General features: G+C 63.5%; 12 protein-coding genes. 10 read left to right on the top strand and 2 right to left on the bottom strand.

The features are described 5' to 3' along the window. Positions 1-6: 6 nt before the first annotated feature. A complete protein-coding gene (locus LBW87_RS06305; RefSeq protein WP_225200879.1) occupies positions 7-945 on the bottom strand; it encodes a LysR family transcriptional regulator in 939 nt (312 codons plus the stop codon). Positions 946-1,052: 107 nt separating this feature from the next. Here LBW87_RS06305 and LBW87_RS06300 point away from each other — a divergent pair, with 107 nt between their 5' ends. The 6 genes from LBW87_RS06300 to LBW87_RS06275 all read left to right on the top strand — a co-directional run bounded on the left by LBW87_RS06300 (position 1,053) and on the right by LBW87_RS06275 (position 9,650). Continuing rightward, a complete protein-coding gene (locus LBW87_RS06300; protein ID WP_225200594.1) occupies positions 1,053-2,168 on the top strand; it encodes an alkene reductase in 1,116 nt (371 codons plus the stop codon). 23 nt (positions 2,169-2,191) lie between these two features. Next, complete coding sequence (locus tag LBW87_RS06295) at positions 2,192-2,887, top strand: SDR family oxidoreductase (protein WP_225200593.1); 696 nt, start codon at positions 2,192-2,194, stop codon at positions 2,885-2,887. A 7-nt stretch (positions 2,888-2,894) separates the two neighbouring features. Continuing rightward, positions 2,895-3,281 carry an extradiol dioxygenase gene (locus tag LBW87_RS06290; RefSeq protein WP_225200592.1) on the top strand — a complete coding sequence of 129 codons (387 nt, stop codon included), beginning with the start codon at positions 2,895-2,897 and terminating at the stop codon, positions 3,279-3,281. Positions 3,282-3,356: 75 nt separating this feature from the next. Continuing rightward, positions 3,357-5,018, top strand: coding sequence for a VRR-NUC domain-containing protein (locus LBW87_RS06285; RefSeq protein ID WP_225200591.1), 1,662 nt, complete (start codon positions 3,357-3,359; stop codon positions 5,016-5,018). Then, a complete protein-coding gene (locus LBW87_RS06280; RefSeq protein ID WP_225200590.1) occupies positions 5,015-7,291 on the top strand; it encodes an ATP-dependent DNA helicase in 2,277 nt (758 codons plus the stop codon). The genes LBW87_RS06285 and LBW87_RS06280 overlap by 4 nt, the downstream gene beginning before the upstream one ends. Positions 7,292-7,514: 223 nt before the next feature. Further along, on the top strand, positions 7,515-9,650 hold the full coding sequence (locus LBW87_RS06275) for a TonB-dependent siderophore receptor (RefSeq protein WP_413927624.1): 2,136 nt from the start codon (positions 7,515-7,517) through the stop codon (positions 9,648-9,650). A gap of 219 nt (positions 9,651-9,869) precedes the next feature. Here the strand turns inward: LBW87_RS06275 and LBW87_RS06270 are convergent, their stop codons facing one another. Beyond that, positions 9,870-11,549 (bottom strand): cyclic peptide export ABC transporter, encoded by a 1,680-nt coding sequence (locus LBW87_RS06270; RefSeq protein WP_225200588.1) that lies wholly within the window; start codon positions 11,547-11,549, stop codon positions 9,870-9,872. A gap of 252 nt (positions 11,550-11,801) precedes the next feature. On the opposite strand from LBW87_RS06270, the gene LBW87_RS06265 reads away from it, so the two are divergent. Genes LBW87_RS06265 through LBW87_RS06250 form a run of 4 tightly spaced genes read left to right on the top strand, consistent with a single transcriptional unit; the run spans position 11,802 to position 17,715 of the window. Further along, a complete protein-coding gene (locus tag LBW87_RS06265; RefSeq protein ID WP_225200587.1) occupies positions 11,802-12,869 on the top strand; it encodes a GNAT family N-acetyltransferase in 1,068 nt (355 codons plus the stop codon). Between the two features lie 12 nt (positions 12,870-12,881). Then, positions 12,882-14,204 carry a lysine N(6)-hydroxylase/L-ornithine N(5)-oxygenase family protein gene (locus tag LBW87_RS06260; RefSeq protein ID WP_225200586.1) on the top strand — a complete coding sequence of 441 codons (1,323 nt, stop codon included), beginning with the start codon at positions 12,882-12,884 and terminating at the stop codon, positions 14,202-14,204. 38 nt (positions 14,205-14,242) lie between these two features. After that, complete coding sequence (locus LBW87_RS06255; RefSeq protein WP_225200585.1) at positions 14,243-16,465, top strand: TonB-dependent siderophore receptor; 2,223 nt, start codon at positions 14,243-14,245, stop codon at positions 16,463-16,465. Then, on the top strand, positions 16,459-17,715 hold the full coding sequence (locus LBW87_RS06250) for a PepSY-associated TM helix domain-containing protein (protein ID WP_225200584.1): 1,257 nt from the start codon (positions 16,459-16,461) through the stop codon (positions 17,713-17,715). Before LBW87_RS06255 ends, LBW87_RS06250 begins: the two co-directional genes overlap by 7 nt. Positions 17,716-17,763: the final 48 nt, after the last annotated feature.

Raw genomic sequence — 17,763 nt, 5'->3', positions numbered from 1 at the left:
GATAATTCAAGCGCCGTCACCCTGGCGCAGGATCGCTTCCAGTTCGACGCCGGCCTGCTCGAAGCGCGCGATCAGGAAATCCAGCAACGCGCGCACCCGTGGCGCCATGTAGCGGGTGCGCTGGTAGAGCGCGTGCACTGGCGCATCCGGCGTGCGCCAATCCGGCATGAGCACCCGCAGCCGGCCCGCCTGCAAGTCGGCGCCGATATCCCATATCGATTTCATGACAATACCGTGGCCGTTGATGGCCCACTCGCGCGCCACCGCGCCGTCGTTGGTTTCGCGTGCGCCGGCCGGGGGCACGATGAACGATTCGCGCTGGCCATCTTTCTCGAAGCGCCATTCATTGGCCATGCCCGACGCGCTAGATAGCACGATACAGGCGAAACGCGGCAGCTCGGCCGGATGCGTCGGCATACCGTGCGCCGCGATGTAGGCTGGCGCGGCGCACAGCACGCGACGGTTGGACGCCAGCGGTCGCGCCACCATCGAACTGTTCTGCGGCACGCCGAAGCGGATCGCCAGATCAAGATCGTCCAGCAACAGGTTCGATACCGCATCGCCCAGGATCAATGCCAGCGTGATCTGCGGATGCATGCGGTTGAATTCCTCCAGCCAGCCCTGCAACACATGGCGTCCGAAATCCGAGGTGGCGGCGATGCGCAGCTTGCCGCCAACGGCACTGCGTCCCGCCTGTAAAGCGGCGTGGGCGTCGTCCAGCGCGTCCAGCGCCTGCTGGCAGTGCGCCAGGTACAAGGCGCCTTCGGCGGTCAGCCTCAGACGACGCGTGGTGCGCTCGAACAGCCGCGTATTGAGCAGCGCTTCCAGCTTGACCAGGCGCGCGCTCGCAGCGGCGGGTGACAGCCCCATCTTGCGCCCGGCCGCCGAGAGGCTGCCCAGGCTGGCGGCTTCGACGAACAAGCGGATATCTCCAAGATTTTGAATCATCATTATTTTGTTTATTTTGATAATGATTCAAATACTAGCTCAATTATCAAATCAGAGCGTCATTCGCATAATGGCTCCAGTCAACCACATTTAAGGAGTCTTCCATGCAACCGACCTCACCCCTGCTGGCCCCCTTGACCCTCGGCGGCACCCCGCTGCCACACCGGATCGTCATGGCGCCGATGACACGCGCCCGCAGCACCCAACCGGGCGACGTGCCCAATGCTCTTAACGCCACCTACTACGCCCAGCGCGCATCAGCGGCGCTGATCGTCACCGAAGCCGCGCAGATCTCGCCGCAGGGCAAGGGCTATTCATTTACGCCCGGCATCTACAGCCAGGCGCAGGTGCAAGGCTGGCGCCTGGTCACCGATGCAGTCCACCAGGCCGATGGCCGCATCTTCCTGCAACTGTGGCACGTAGGCCGCATGTCGCATCCCGACTTCCACGACGGTGCATTGCCTGTGGCCCCCTCCGCGGTGCCGTTCGAGGGTCAGATCTGGAAGGTCGACGCCGCCACCGGCATCGGCGCGATGGTCGACAGCCCGACGCCGCGCGCACTGGAACGCAGCGAGATTGCCGCCATCGTCAATGACTTCCGACATGCCGCCCGCAATGCCATGGATGCCGGATTCGACGGGGTCGAGATCCATGGCGCCAACGGCTACCTGATCGATCAGTTCCTGCGCACCACCTCCAATGTGCGCGATGACGAATACGGCGGCAGCCGCGAGAACCGGCTACGTTTTCTGAAAGAAGTGGTCGATGCCGTTGCCGGTGAAATCGGCGCGCAGCGCACTGCGATCCGGCTGGCGCCGTTCCTGACGGCACGCGGCATGGATTGCCCCGACATCCTGCCGACCATCCTGGATGCGGCTGCTTTCCTGCACGAACGAGGTGTTGCCTACCTGCATCTGGTGGAAGCCGACTGGGATGACGCCCCAGAAATTACCGAGACCTTCCGCCAGCAACTGCGCGCCCGTTTCGCCGGCCCCATCATCGTCGCCGGAAATTACAACAAGGCCCGCGCCGAGTGGGTGCTCGAACATGGTTATGCCGATCTGGTGGCGTTCGGTCGCCCCTTTGTCGCCAATCCCGACTTCGTGCGCCGCCTGACCGCAGGCCTGCCACTGGCCGAGTTCGACGGCAGCACGCTGTTCGGCGGCACCGCACGCGGTTATACCGACTATCCCGCGCTGCCGGCAGCAGCGGCAGCCTGAACCCATCACACAGGAGAGCAATCATGAAAAACAGTACAGTCGTCGTCATCGGTGGTTTGTCCGGCATCGGCCGCGCAGTGGCCGAACAGGCCGCAGCGGCGGGTGCGCGGGTGATTGCGGCAGGACGCCGCCAGGCATCGGCCAACTTCCCGGCATCGATCACCACGACACAAGTCGATATCGGCAACGATGCCTCGGTCGCGGCCCTGTTCGACAGCATCGGCCCGTTCGACCATCTGGTGGTCACGGCCGGCCCGGTGATTGCATCGGCCAGGCTGTCGGACCTGAACATCGACGACGCCATCGCCGCCTTCAATATCAAGTTCTTTGGCCAGATGCGCGTGGCCCAGCGTGCCCTCGGCAGCATCAACCGTGCCGGATCGATCACGCTCACCTCGGGCCTTCTGGCCCGCAAGGCGGTGCCGGGCGGCCTGATCAAGGCAAGCATGAATGCCGCCACCGAAATCATGGCCAAGACGCTCGCCAAGGAACTGGCACCACTGCGCGTGAACGTCATCAGTCCGGGCATGGTGGAGAGCGGCATGTGGGGCGACATGAGCGAGGCCGATCGGCGCGCCATGGCCGCACGTGTCGGTCCCGGCCTGCCGGTAGGACGCGTCGGCCAGGGCAGCGACCTGGCGCAGGCCTACCTGATGCTGATGCAGAACGGCTTCATGACCGGCAGCGTGGTCGATGTCGATGGCGGCGGCTTGTTATAAGGACATCATGCGACTCGATCACGTCACCATCGTGGCCCCCGACTGCACGTCGCTGCGCAATTTCTTCGTCGACATCTCCGGCCTGCAGGAAGGCGAACGGCCAGCCTTCGGTGTGCGTGGGCATTGGTTGTATCTGGAGCAACGTCCGGTGCTGCACCTGATCGAGCGCCCCGATACGCCAGGCGATAGTGAACGCTCCGGCGACCGGCCATCGCCCCGTATCGACCACCTGGCGCTACGGGTCGGCAACGCCGCCGAGTGGCAGCAGTTGCTGCACCGACTGCGCCAGCACCAGATGCCGTGCCGCGTGAGCCCGTTGGGGCCGCAGTCGGAGCTGCAGTTGTTCGTTACACCAGCGCCGCAGGTCACGGTTGAATTCGTGATGACGGCGTAACCACCAAACCGTTTTGGGCGGCAATCGTAAAACATCGATATACTGTACAAAAACACAGTTATCGATGCTTTGGCGATGCTCGCACCACCACCCCACGCTTTTTATTACCTGACCAACTTCCAGCGCGCGCTGGACTGGATCAGCCAGCGCTACGCAGACCTCCTGATTGCCGAAGAAACCGACTTCATCGCCACGTTCCCCGCCTTGCCGCAAGCGGCGCGCGCCTTGTTCGTGCGCATGATGATGCGGCGCGGCACCCTGTTTCGTGCCAGCAAGCTCGACTATCCCGAGATAGGCTGTCCGCTGGCGGCGGCCGGCGCCCTGCCCGCGCACTGGGTCGGACACGATCCGGCCCTCTGCCTGGACGAACTGGCCGCGTTGCTGCTCAAACCGGAGCTGGTGCAGGCGTTCCAGCTGCCAGCGCCACTGAAATCGGCCCGCAAGTCGGCACAGCTGGATGCGCTGCGGCTGGACCCGGCCCACGCCGAGGCGCGTGCTTTCTCGCAATGGGCGCCCGCGACCAACGACACCGCGCTGCGACTGCTGGCACAACCCCTGTGTGACCGTCTGCGCCTGATCTTCTTCGGCAACCTGAACCAGGACTGGTCCGAATTCGTGCTGGCCGACCTCGGCACCTTCCGCTATGAGCGGGTCGAGTTTTCACCCGATTCACGGGGGTTTCGCCATCGGGCCGACATCGATCACTACCTGCGCCTGCATGCCTGCAAGGAGCGTTACCACGCCGGCGAGGCCGCCGCCGCTATCCTGCCGGACCTGGCCACGGCCATGCCGGTCGGCGGCGTCGGTAATCCGTGGCTGGATAGCCGGCGCGAACGGCTGATGTTCCAGCTCGGGCAGGCGTTCGAAAAGGAGCAGGACTGGCATCAGGCCCACGCCGTCTATGCCGCCTGCGGCCATCCGGGCGCGCGTGGCCGCGCCATCCGCGTGCTGGAAAAAGACCAGAAGTTCGAGCAAGCCTTCACCCTGCTGGAAACCGCCCGTGCCGCCCCCGAAAGCGAAGCCGAGCGCCAGCAACTGCTGCGCATCGCCCCGCGCCTGGCGCGCAAGCTGGGGCATCCCGCCATCGCAGGCAGGCGCGCCACACCCGTCGAGCGGATCGACCTGGCCTTGCCCGATCGCCCCGGCCTGCGCGTCGAAGGCGCGGTGCTGGAGCACCTGTGGCGCGACGAGGCGCCGGTCTTCTACGTCGAAAATACGCTCGCCAATGCCTTGTTCGGCCTGCTGTGCTGGCGCGCCGTGTTCGCCGCCATCCCTGGCGCCTTCTTTCATCCATTCCATCGCGGGCCGGCCGATCTCTACCGCGCAGACTTCCACGCCCGCCGCCGCGACGAATTCGACGATTGCCTGGCGCTGCTGGACCACGACGGCTACCGTGAAGCCATCCTGCAGACCTTCCACCAGAAGAGCGGCCTGCAATCGCCCTTCGTGGCCTGGGACCATGTCGGCCACGAGCTCATCGAACTGGCGCTTGATTGCATTCCCGCCGCGCACCTGAAACTGTGGTGCCAGCGGATACTGCAGGACGTGCGCGAGAACCGTTCCGGCTTTCCCGACCTGATCCAGTTCTGGCCGCAGGAAAAACGCTACCGCATGATCGAGGTCAAGGGCCCGGGCGACCGCCTGCAGGACAACCAGTTGCGCTGGATAGACTATTGCGCCCGGCACAACATGCCGGTCACGGTGTGCTACCTGCAATGGCAACGGGCCGCAGCATGATCGAACCGCCGCTGGCCCCCGCTCGTCGCTTCACGGTGGCGGTACGTGCCTTATGTGATTTCACCGCCCGCCAGGGCGACCTCGACCTGCGCTTCACCCCTTCGCCTACTGCCCAGCAAGGCATCCAGGGCCACGCCGTGGTGGCGGCCCGGCGCGGCGAAAGCTACCGCAGCGAGCTGCCGCTGGCAGGCGATCATGGTTCGCTGCACGTGCGCGGACGCGCCGATGGCTATGATCCCGACGGCAATGTGCTCGAAGAGGTCAAGACCTACCGGGGTCAACTTTCCAGCATCCCTGACAACCACCGCCATCTGCACTGGGCCCAGTTGCGGGTGTATGGCCATCTGCTGTGCCAGGCGCTGGGCCTGGAGCAGGTCAACCTGTCCCTGATCTACTTCAACATCGGCAACCAGCAGGAAACCGCCTTCACCGAACTGCGCACGCGCGCCGAGCTGGCGACCCTCTTCGCCGAGCAATGTGATCGCTTCCACGCCTGGGCCGAGCAGGAACTGGCGCACCGCGCTGCGCGCGACGCCGCGCTGGATGCGATGCGGTTTCCGCATGGCGACTTTCGACCCGGACAAAGGGAACTGGCCGAAGCGGTATTCCGGGCCAATGCCAGCGGGCGCGGTTTGCTGGCGCAGGCGCCGACCGGCATCGGCAAGACCCTGGGCACGCTGTTCCCGGCGCTCAAGGCGGCGCCCCGGCATGGCATCGACAAGGTGTTTTTCCTGGCGGCCAAGACCCCGGGGCGGCAACTGGCGCTCGATGCCGCCGCCACCCTGAAGGCCGATGACGGCATGGCATTGCGGGTGCTGGAATTGTCTGCCCGCGACAAGGCCTGCGAATATCCTGACCGGATGTGCCGAGGCGACTCCTGTCCATTGGCGCAGGGTTTCTACGACCGTTTGCCCGGGGCCCGTGCGGCCTGCCTGGATGCAGCGTTGCTCGACCGTCCCACCCTGCGCGCGATCGGACTGGCGCACAGCGTCTGCCCTTATTACCTGGGCATCGAGATGACCCGCTGGAGCGACGTGGTAGTGGGCGACTACAACTATTGGTTCGACAGCGGCGCCATGTTGTACGGCCTGGCCCAGGCCAATGACTGGCGCGTCAGCGTGCTGGCCGATGAGGCTCATAACCTGGTGTCGCGGGCGCGCAGCATGTATAGCGCCGAGCTGGATCGGGCCGACCTGCGCGCCGCCCAGGCGATGGCGCCGCCGCTGGTGAAAAAGGCGCTGGAAAAACTGGGCCGGGCCTGGACCGCAGCAGGCAAGGACGCACCGCTGCCCTATCAGGTGCTGGAAAAGCCGCCGCCAAAATTCACCGATGCGCTCGCCACGGCAGTCAGCAGCATCACCGAGCACCTGACTGACAGCGCCGTCCCGCTTGAGCCGGCGCTGCGCGATTTCTATTTCGACGCGATGACCTTCGCTCGTCTGGCCGAGTCGTTCGGCCCCCATTCGCTGTTCGACCTGACGCGGGAAGATTTGCGCAACACCGTGCTGTGCATACGCAATGTAGCGCCGGCGCCGTTTCTCGGACCACGCTTCGAATTTGCCCATTCCAGCACGCTGTTCTCGGCCACGCTCAGCCCCTGGCATTACTTCGCCGACCTGCTGGGGCTGCCGGCGACGACCGCCTGGGTCGATGTCGCCTCACCCTTCACCGCCAGCCAGCTCGAGGTCCATGTGGCGCACGGCATCTCGACCCGGTGGCAAGGCCGGGCTGCGTCGCTGGCCCCGATTTCGTCACTGATGGCGCGTCAGTTCGGTGAGCGGCCCGGCAACTACCTGGCGTTCTTTTCGAGCTTCGATTACCTGCAGCAGGCGCTGCAACAGTTCGAGCGCGATCATCCCGACATCCCTACCTGGCGTCAGTCGCGCCGCATGAGCGAATCCGAGCGGGCGGACTTCCTGGCCCGTTTCAGCATCGGTGGCCGCGGCGTGGGGTTTGCCGTGCTGGGCGGCTCGTTCGGCGAAGGCGTCGACCTGCCGGGCGAGCGCCTCATCGGCGCCTTTGTCGCCACGCTCGGCTTGCCGCAGCTCAATCCCGTCAACGAGCAGTTGCGCCAGCGCATGGATGACATGTTCGGTGCCGGCTATGACTACACCTATCTTTATCCCGGTATGCAGAAGGTGGTGCAGGCGGCCGGTCGGGTGATTCGCACCGAACAGGATCGCGGCACCGTGTGGTTGATCGATGATCGCTTTGCCCGGCCCGAGATACAGGCGCTGCTACCGGCCTGGTGGCAGATGCAGGATCAGGCGTGACGCCGACAACGCCGTCGCCGCCATCGCCTTACCGAAAGGCTCGCCGATACATCATCGTTTGCACTGCCACTCGACAGTCTTTGTAAGTCTGATTTTATTTTCTCGGCATACCCATTAAAATATAAATACGAATAGTTTTCATTTGCATTTATTTACATTTATATTTTGATAAAGAGGATCGAACTTGAGTAAGGCAAACCAGTTTCTGACGCGACCAAGCGCCATGTTCCTTGCGATTCGCAAAACGCTCGTCTACATGACCCTGGCCGGCACCCCGGCGCTCGCCAGCACGGCCGCCATGGCGCAAGCCGCCGATATGACAAGGGCCGGTAATGCAGAGTCGGCCGACTCGGCATTGCCCACCGTCACGGTGTCGGGCGCCGCCGACGGCAAGCAGCATCTGCAGACCGAGTCCAGCAGCGGCGCGCTCGGTTCGCGCTCGTTGCTGGACACGCCGTTTTCGGCCACCAGCGTAAGCGCCGATGAACTGGCCGACAGACAGATCCTCAAACTGGGCGATGTCTTCTATGGCGACGCCTCCGTCAGCGACAACAGCGGCGGCTACAGCGCCTGGGCATCGTATATCACCATCCGTGGCCTGCCGGCGGACTGGCAGAATTCCTTTCGCATCGATGGCAAGCCTTTCCTCAGCTATGGTCTCACGCTGCCGTACGACCATTTCGAACGCATTGACCTGCTCAAGGGATCGTCGGGATTCATGTATGGATTCGGCACGCCGGGCGGCCTGATCAACTACGTCACCAAGAAGCCGAGCGACACGCCGGTACGCAGCGTCAGCGTCGGTTACACCAGCAATAACATCTGGAGCGAGCATGTCGACCTGGGCGGGCGCTTCGGCAACGACCAGATGTTTGGCTATCGCCTCAACGTCACGCACGACCAGGGCGAAACCTTCAATGAAGGCGAGATCCGCCGCAATGCCGTGTCGCTGGCGCTGGACGCGCGCCTGACGCGCGACCTGACGTGGGACTTCAATGCCCTCTGGCAAAACAGCAATTCCGAGGACCAGACGCCTTCCATCGTCACCAGCGGCCTTACCGGCAACCGGTTGCCCTCGGTCATCAGCGGCGGCAACCAGAACCTGGTCGGCCGCGGCCAGCACCTGGACACCAATTTCCAGCTCTACCAGACCGGCCTGACCTATCGCATCAACCCGGACTGGAAGGCCAACGTCAGCTACAGTCACAGCACCTCCAAGCGCTTCCGCAACGAGGGTATCGCTACCCTGACCGATACGCTGGGCAACTATACCGACTGGCGTTCGGATTCGCGCGAGGGCCACGTATTCGACCAGTGGCAGGCAATGCTGGAAGGCAACGTGAAGACCGGCCCGGTCGAGCACCAGCTGGTGGTGGGCGCATCGTGGCAGAAGCAGGTCAACGACTACTCGAAGTCACAGTATTACCAGCAGATCGGCACTGGCAACCTGTACACGCAAAACACCAATTCGCATGACAGCTCGACCGACCTGCAGACCTATCATTCGGGCATCATCACCCAGCAGGCGGTATTTGCCAGCGATACGCTGAAGTTCACCGAGCAGTGGTCGCTGTTGGCAGGCGCGCGTTACAACACATTCCAGCAAGACAGCTTCAGCACCGCCGGCGCCCTGACGTCGCGCTACGACAAGTCAGCCGTGACCCCGACGGTGGCCCTGATGTTCAAGCCGTGGCAGAACACCACCATCTACGGCAGCTACGTGGAGTCGCTGGAGCAAGGCGGCACGCCTGCGCTGGGCACATCCAACTACGGGCAGCAGTTGAAACCACTCAAGAGTAAGCAATATGAATTCGGCGCCAAGACAGATCGCGAGCGCTGGAGTGCCACCGCAGCGCTGTTCCGCATCGAGCGTGCTGCCGAGTACACCGCCAACAATACGTTGGTGCAGGATGGCCAGTCGACCTACCAAGGCCTGGAACTGGGCGGGGCCTTCAAGCCGACCCCGCAGTGGCAGTTGGGCGCCAGCCTGATGCTGCTGGACACCAAGTACGACAAGGGCGGCGCCTACAATGGGAACCGCGTGGCTGGCGCCCCCAAGAACATGGCCACCGCGCAGGTATCCTATCTGGTGCCACAGGTGTCGGGCCTGAAGCTGATGGCCGACGCCAAGTACACCGGCAACACGATGCTGGGCGCGGCCAACAATATCGAGCTGCCGAGCTTTACCTTGTTCAACCTGGGCGCCAGCTACGCCACGCGCATCGGCAAGTACGACACCACCTTCCGGGCGGGGATCAACAACCTGCTGGACAGGCGTTATTGGCAATACCAGTACGAGAACTACATCAAGCCGGGCGACCCGCGCACCTTCAGCCTGAGCGCCAAGGTGGACTTCTGAGCGGGGCCTTGCCCTGCTGCTAAAGTAAAACGGGCCTGGCAATGCCAGGCCCGCTTTGGGGCGCTTCCCTACCGGGAAGCCGCCATCCGCATTCGCAACACAGACAATCTATTCCCCCACCCCCCTACCCGACCAGGCGAGCACGCGCAGCCGTTCATGAAGCGCGGCGCATGCCGTTCGTTCTCATCCATCGCCGGTGCGGACCCACCACCGAAGCTGTCAATGCACCACTTGCGCTGCCAGCGGCACTTCGTCGGCGGCGCTGGTGTAGCGCTGGTCGTTGTTGGCCGGCAGGCCCGAGCGCCGCGTCGTCAATTGCCCGTTCTCCAGCGACAGCAGGACGTCGGCCACATCGAAATAGCGGTCATCGTGCGAGATCACCAGCACCGTCTTGCCCTGCGCCTTGAGCTCCGGCAGGATCGCGCGGTAGAACACATCCTTGAACAGGGGATCCTGGTCGGCCGCCCATTCGTCAAACACCATGAAAGGCCGATCCTCGAGCGCCGCCACCACCAGCGCCAGGCGCTTGCGCTGGCCTTGCGACAGCGAACGCGTGGTGAATGCGCCATCCTTGACCTGCACCACATGCTGCAATTGCAGCCGCTCCAGCAGACGGTTGGCTTGCTCATCGAGGTCGGGCCGGTCGTTTTCGAGCAGGCGGTCGAACAGGTGGAAGTCCGAGAAGACGGTCGAGAACAGTTGCCGATAGGCATCGCGCGATTCGTCCGCCACCGGCTGTCCATTCCAGACGATTGCGCCCTCCTGCGGCACATACAGTCCGACCAGCAATTTGGCCAGCGTGGTCTTGCCGCTGCCGTTGCCGCCCACCAGGAAAGTCACTTCGCCCGGTTTGAAGTCGAGCTGGATCGGGCCTAACAGAAACAGGCCATCGCTGCGCTCGTGGTAATAGCGGTGCGTCACGCCCTGCAGCGACAGGCTGTCGAGCCGGCTGCGCTGGTCGGCCGGCGCGGCTGGCTCGCTGCTGGCCATGTCCTGCGTCACGGCATCGATGCGTGCGGCGGCTACCCGCGCCAGGTTGGCGCGCGGGATGTTCATCAGCAACACCTCGAGCGGGGTGACGATATAGACGAACACCAGCGCGAAGCCACTCATCACCGGACGCTGCGCCGGAGCGTCGCTGACCAGGAAGAACAGCACCAGGCCGATGAAGGCAAAAATAAGGAAATTGCCCCAGCCGGCCGAGGCGGTGAAGATCGACATGCCCGTGGTACGCAGGCGACGCACGTTCTCGATGGCCACATGCAGCAGATCGCGTTCGAACAACTGGCGCTTCCGGGCATGCAGGCGCAATTCCTTGGCGCCGCCCGTCATCGCCTGGAAGTGGCCGAACATCACGTCTTGCTCCCTGGCCGCCTTTTCAAGATAGCGAATCGCCTTCAGGTGGGCCAGGTGATACCCCAGCGAGCCCAGCGCCAGCACCGCGATGGCCACCAGAAACACTTGCCACGACAGCAGCACCATATAGATCAGGCAACCGATCACCACGACCGAATTGGTCAGGATGGCCGGCATGCCGACAAAGAACTCGGCCACCTTGGCGCTGTGTTCGGTCAGCGCCGACTGGATCCGGGCGGTGCCGATCTTTTCGATATGCCGATAGTCGGCGCCGATCACCCTGGCCGAAATATAGCGCCGCATATCCGCCTGGGCGCGCTGGTTCAGGCGCTCGAACGAGATATTGGACAGCATGTGACTGGCCATCAACAGCAAGACCGTGCCACCGAACCACCAGGCAGCGTGCGCCCGGCTGGCGCTATCGGCGGTCAACGCGGCGTTGATCTGGATCACCGTCAACACGCTGCAAATGCCACGCGTGACGCTGGCGGTGGCCGCCAGCAACAGCAGGCGCCAGGATTGTCTTATCAAATAATTAAGCATGCAGTGGCCCGTTCAAGCGAAGGAGGTGTTCTCTTTACAGACGATCCAGCGGCCCTGCCATTTAACCCTCTTCGCATAGCGGACAACCGTTCGATTCGCCTCAATGCCTTGCTGGGTATGACTTTGCGAGCGATTTTACCGATCCCACTTAAATAAAAATACTTCTCATTCGTCTAAAGAGAATGAGCGCCGATAGCTGCAGGCCGGCATGGCGCAATGTTGTCCATCCTTCATGCATTTGCGGGAGTCGTCTTGAATCACCCATTACCCGTTGGCAATGCCATCCCGCTATGCGTTCGCGGCGAGGCATTATTTGCAAGCTGTCATGCAGAACAGGTTTCCATCAGCGATGCCCAGGGGCAGGAGCGCTCGCGCTGGCAATGGCGACGCGACGGTGATTGGGTCATCGCGCCCCGTGCCGGCGACCATATCAGTTATGAAGACCTGCTGGCGGTGCTGCAAAGCATCCTGATGCATGCGCCGCAGGTTCGCCGCATCGTGGTCGATCTGGCGCCAGCGGATGCCTTGGCAATGGCCCGCAACGGCTTGCTGGTGCCGCAAGGCGCGCGCTTCGTGGCGCTGGCCGAACTGGTGTGGCAGCACGCTGGCGGCTGGCTGCCGCAGGCCAGCGCACAGGCTTTTCCGGTGCAGCAGGTGATGAGCGATGGGCGCCGCCATCCACTGCGTCCACCCAAGCCGCAAGGCCTGGTCTACACCCGCTACATTCCATGGCTGGGGCAGCGCCTGACGCTGCGCAGCCTGCGCCTGGAAGAAGACCTGCCGATGTTCAACCGCTGGATGAACGATCCGGTGGTGGCTCACTTCTGGGACGAGACCGGCGACCTCGCCAGGCACCGCCAGTATCTCGAGACGATCGCCGCCGACCCGCACATGACGTCGCTCATCGCCAGTTTCGATGACCAGCCCTTTGCCTATTTCGAGGTGTACTGGGCCAAGGAAAACCGCATCGCGCCGTTCTACGATTGTGGCGACTTCGATCGTGGCTGGCATGTGCTGGTGGGGGAAGAGGCATTCCGCGGCAAGCAGTTCGCGGTGGCCTGGCTGACCACGATTTCGCACTACCTGCTGCTCGATGACTGCCGCACCCAGGTGGTGGTGGGCGAACCCCGCGCCGACCACGAAAAGCAGATTCGCAATCTCGACAAGAGCGGCTACGCCAAGCTCAAGGAGTTCGACTTCCCGCACAAGCGGGCCATGCTCGTGATGCTCTCGCGTGAACGCTATTTCGGCCAGGGCCTGTGGCAGCCCCAGACCGAGCTGGGCGCTTACGCCAATCCGTTTTCCTCTTCTCCCCTCTGAAAGGAGATCGTCTTGAAGATCCATGACCTTATCGGCGTCGGCTTCGGCCCGTCCAATCTGGCGCTCGCCATCGCCTTGCAGGAGCAACCCGCTCGCAACGAACCGCTCAACGCCCTGTTCCTGGAAAAACAACCCGGCTTTGCCTGGCACGGCGACATGATGCTCGACGGCACGCACATGCAGATCTCGTTCCTGAAGGATCTGGCGACGCTGCGCAACCCGGCCAGCCCCTACACCTTCATCAATTACCTGCACCAGAAACGGCGCCTTTCCGATTTCATCAACCTCAAGACCTTCTATCCGAGCCGGCTCGAATTCAACGACTACCTGGCCTGGGCGGCCAGCCACTTTGCGGCGCAGTGCCACTACGCCGAAGAGGTGATCGAGGTGCTGCCGGAGAAGCGCGGCAGCGAAGTGTCGCTGCTGCGCGTGCGCTCGCGCGACGGCAATAACGACATCCGTGAAAGCCTCACCCGCAACCTGGTGCTCGGCATCGGCGGCGTGCCCAACATCCCCGATGGCCTGAAGCACCTGCGGGGCGATCCCCGGGTATTTCACTCCAGCACGTTCCGCACGGCGTTCGCCCGACAGCAGGCGCCGCGCCGCATCGCCATCATCGGCGCCGGCCAGAGTGCCACCGAGATCTTCCTGGAACTGGACGGGCACCCTGGGATCGCGGTCGATTTCATTACCCGCGCGCGCACCATCAAGCCCTCCGACGACAGCCCCTTCGTCAACGAGATCTTCAATCCGGACTACACCGATTACGTGTTCAACACCGCCGAAGACAGCCGTGCAGCGCTGCTCGACGAATTCATGCAGACCAACTATGCGGCGCCCGACATGGCGCTGATCGAACGCATGTTCGAGGTGCTGTACCGGCAGAAGGTCAGTGGCGTGGAGCGCCATCGTTTCCTGCGTCGCCACGATACGGTCGAGGCGCACGCCGACCAGTCCGGTGTCCACCTGGCCCTGAACGACCTCGAGAACGGGCAGGTCAAGCACCTGACCTACGACGCCGTGGTGCTGGCTACCGGCTACCAGCGGCAACAGCACCACGAGCTGCTCAAGGAACTCAAGCCTTATCTGCCCGACATGCGGGTCGATCGCCATTACCGCCTGGTCAGCACGCCCCAGTTCAGGCCGGCCATCTTCCTGCAGGGCAGTTGCGAGGCCTCGCACGGCCTGAGCGACACCTTGCTGTCGATCACCGCCATTCGTACCAACGAGATCCGGGACGCGCTGGCCAGAAGCATGGCGCCGACCCAGGCTTTTTCAGCTTTACATCAGCACCAAACGGGGGAGATGCAGCGTCAGGCTGCCTTCCGGAATTAATCAACAACAACACTAATCCGAAGAGCACTTTTAACATCATGACGAGAAAAACAGCGATCAATGTTCCCTTTCCTTCACGGCAACGCATCCTGGTCAGTTCGCTCCAGTGCGCGCTGCTGGGCATGTCGATCTCGGCCAGCAGCCATGCGCAAACCAGCGCCGCGGGCCAGAACCTGCCTGAAGTGACGGTCACCGCCACCGGCGAGGAAAAAGCCAACGGTCCGGTGCACGGCTTCGTGGCCAAGCGCAGCGCCACCGCCACCAAGACCGATACCCCGATCACCGAGACCCCCAATTCGATCTCGGTGGTGACGGCGGACCAGATCGCGACCCAGCAGGCCCGTACCGTATCCGAAGCATTGGCCTATACCAGCGGCGTGCAGGTGTCGACCGGCGCCTTCTCGATCGTCGATACCGGCGCGCTGCTGCGCGGCTTCGCGCTCAACAACGGCGGTTCGTTCTATCGCGACGGCATGCTGACCTCGTCCAACGCCAGCTACAGCCGCTATGCGCCGGAGCCCTATGGCCTGGAACGCATCGAACTGCTGCACGGCCCGGCATCGGTGCTGTTCGGGCAGAATTCGCCAGGCGGCCTGATCAACGTAGTCTCCAAGCGCCCTACCACCACCCCGGTGCGAGAAATCCAGGTGCAGGTCGGCGGCTTCAGCCGCAAGCAGATCGCCGGTGACTTCGGCGGCGCCATCGATGATGCCGGCGTCTGGTCCTACCGCGTCACCGGTCTGGTGCGTGACGCCCAGACTCAGGTTGATGACACGGTCGACAATCGGAGCTTCTTCGCGCCGTCGATCACCTGGCGGCCGTCGGACCGCACCGAGTGGACCGGTCGCCTCGAATACCAGCGCAGCGAAGGCCTGGCCAACAACCTGTTGCCGCCCAACGGCACGGTCACGGCCAACGCCAACGGCCAGCTCCCCACCGGCACCGTGCTGGGCCGCGCCCAGGACAATAATGAAATCTACGAAAACTCGGCGATCAGCTCGGCGTTCTCGCACCAGTTCAACGATGTACTGACCTTCCGCCAGAACCTGCGCTACACCAAATACAATGCCTCGCGCAATAACCTGCGCTTCGCCGCCTTCTTCCCGGCGACCCAGACCGCCACTGCGGCATTGCAACGCTGGCGGCTGCATACCCTGTCGGATACCTTCACCACCGACAACCAGTTCCAGGCCGATTTCAACACCGGCCTGCTGAAGCACAAGGTGCTCTTCGGCGTGGATTACCACCATACCGCCGGCACCGTCAGCGGCTACCTGAGCCCGAACACGCTGGCGGGTTACGTGTTGTCCAACATCTACACCACCAGCTACGGCAATCTGCCGGCGGTGGCCGACAACTACAACACCAAGACGGTGGATGACCAGCTCGGCTTCTACCTGCAGGATCAGGTCAAGATCGGCCAGCGCTGGATCGTATCGGCCGGCATCCGCCGCGATTCGTCGCAGCAGAAGGTGACCAACTACGCGGCCAATACCTTCTCCAAGCGCAGCGACACCGCCAACAGCCGCAATCTGGGCCTGGTGCATGAACTCGACGGCGGCTTCTCGCCCTACGCCAGCTATTCGGAATCATTTACGCCGACCACCGGCAATGTCTTCGGCGCCGGCATGGCCAAGCCCGAGCGCGCCAAGCAATATGAAGCCGGGATCAAGTACGTACCGGTGGGCACCAATGCGCTCTTCACGCTGGCCGTGTTCGACCTGCGTCGCCAGAACGTCACCACCGCCGACCTGGCCCGCGCCAACTTCGTCCAGCAAACCGGTGCAGCACGCTCGAAGGGCGTGGAACTGGAAGGCAAGTTCTCGCTGGACAATGGCATCAACCTGACTTCGAGCTACAGCTACACCAACGCCAAGGTCACCAGCAACACCTCGTCTGGCACCACCGCCGCCTCCAGCACGCTGGGCAAGGCGCTGCCAGGCGCGTCCAAGCATAACGCCGGCGTGCTGGCCGAATATGCCTTCCAGCAAGGCTCACTGGCCGGCACCCGGGTGTCGACCGGGGTGCGCTATATCGGTCGTGCCTATGGCAATGCGCTCAATACCTTCGAGACGCCGAGCGTGACATTGCTCGACTTCGGCGCCCGTTTCGACCTCGGCCGTTTCTCCAACGACTGGCGTAATTTCGAACTGGCACTGAAGCTCAACAACGTGACCGACCGCGTCTATGCGTACTGCGCCGAGTTGTGTGAATACGGCACGCGCCGTACCGGCCTGGTGACGCTGACGACACGATGGTAACGACCACCGAGGCGCGCCCCCGGCGCGCCTGGAAACTGTGGCACCCGACCCGCCAGACCTTTGTCCTGCTGCATCGCTGGACCGGTCTGGCGATCGCGTTCTTCCTGATCGTGGCCAGCCTGACCGGCACCCTGCTGGCCTTCGAGGATGAGATCGAGGTCTGGCTGGCGCCGCACCTGCACGTGGCCCAGCCGGCCCCCGGACAGGCGGCCGACGCCATGCTCGATCCCTATACGATGCGGGAACGGGTCGAGCAGGCGCTGGGCCCCAAGGTGCGCATCAGCCAGTTGATGCTGCATCCGCAACCGGGACGCACGCTGTCGTTCATGGCCGACCCGGCCACCGATCCGGCCACCGGGCGTCCGTTCAAGCTGGGTTACAACGAGATCCTGGTCAATCCGTACACCGGAGCGGTGCAAGGCGTGCGCGACCGCGAAAAGATCAGCCTGCGACCCGAAGACTTCATGCCGTTCATGTTCAACGTGCATCATTCGATGGCCTTGCCACGCGTGCCGGGCGCCTTGCTGATGGGCATTGTCTCGGTCCTGTGGACCCTCGATTGCTTCGTCGGGGCCTACCTGACCTGGCCGCGCGGACGACCGTTCTGGAGCAAGTGGAAACCGGCCTGGATGGTCAAATGGCAGGCCGGCGTGTACCGCGTCAACCTCGACCTGCATCGGGCCTTCGGCCTGTGGTGCTGGTTGATCCTGCTGCTGTTTGCGTGGTCCAGCGTGATGTTCAACCTGCGCGACCAGATCTACCAGCCGGTGATGACGCGCCTGCTGCCGTTCGACAACAGCTGGCGCGCCCAACCGCCGCTGCGCGAGCCGCTGGCCGCTCCCCCCATGAGCTGGCCCGAGGCCCACGCCGCCGCGCGCCGTGCGATGCAGGCCTTTGCCGCCGAACGCGGTCTTCGCATCGACTTCGAAGAACGGTTGAGCTTCGACCGCAGGCGCGGCCTGTACGGTTACATGGTGCACAGTTCAGCCGACCTGCGCAGCAATGTCGGCAATACCGGCATCCTGATCGATGCCCGCAGCGGTCAATTGCGGGGGCATTGGCTGCCCACCGGCGATCTCTCTGGCAACAGCTTCAGCAACTGGATCGGCGCCCTGCACATGGGCCATGTGTTCGGCCTGCCCTGGCGCATCTTCATCACCTGCATGGGCCTGGTCATTACCATGCTGTCGGTCACCGGGATCGTGGTCTGGTGGAAGAAGCGCCGCGCCCGGCAACCCCGCAAGCACTGATCCCTTCAACGACGCTGGGCCCTGACGTTCGTCAGCGCGACGGAAACG

It is taken from the genome of Herbaspirillum sp. alder98 (assembly GCF_020179755.1).
Lineage (GTDB): Bacteria > Pseudomonadota > Gammaproteobacteria > Burkholderiales > Burkholderiaceae_D > Herbaspirillum.
Note: the sequence above shows the minus strand (reverse complement) of the source record. Positions and strands in the feature narration are given on the sequence as shown.

Bases quoted from the DNA above. Each gene is read 5' to 3' on its own strand.
- LBW87_RS06300 (WP_225200594.1), top strand. From the start codon at position 1,053: ATGCAACCGACCTCACCCCTGCTGGCCCCCTTGACCCTCGGCGGCACC.
- LBW87_RS06295 (WP_225200593.1), top strand. From the start codon at position 2,192: ATGAAAAACAGTACAGTCGTCGTCATCGGTGGTTTGTCCGGCATCGGC.
- LBW87_RS06290 (WP_225200592.1), top strand. From the start codon at position 2,895: ATGCGACTCGATCACGTCACCATCGTGGCCCCCGACTGCACGTCGCTG.
- LBW87_RS06285 (WP_225200591.1), top strand. From the start codon at position 3,357: ATGCTCGCACCACCACCCCACGCTTTTTATTACCTGACCAACTTCCAG.
- LBW87_RS06280 (WP_225200590.1), top strand. From the start codon at position 5,015: ATGATCGAACCGCCGCTGGCCCCCGCTCGTCGCTTCACGGTGGCGGTA.
- LBW87_RS06275 (WP_413927624.1), top strand. From the start codon at position 7,515: ATGTTCCTTGCGATTCGCAAAACGCTCGTCTACATGACCCTGGCCGGC.
- LBW87_RS06270 (WP_225200588.1), bottom strand. From the start codon at position 11,549: ATGCTTAATTATTTGATAAGACAATCCTGGCGCCTGCTGTTGCTGGCG.
- LBW87_RS06255 (WP_225200585.1), top strand. From the start codon at position 14,243: ATGACGAGAAAAACAGCGATCAATGTTCCCTTTCCTTCACGGCAACGC.
- LBW87_RS06250 (WP_225200584.1), top strand. From the start codon at position 16,459: ATGGTAACGACCACCGAGGCGCGCCCCCGGCGCGCCTGGAAACTGTGG.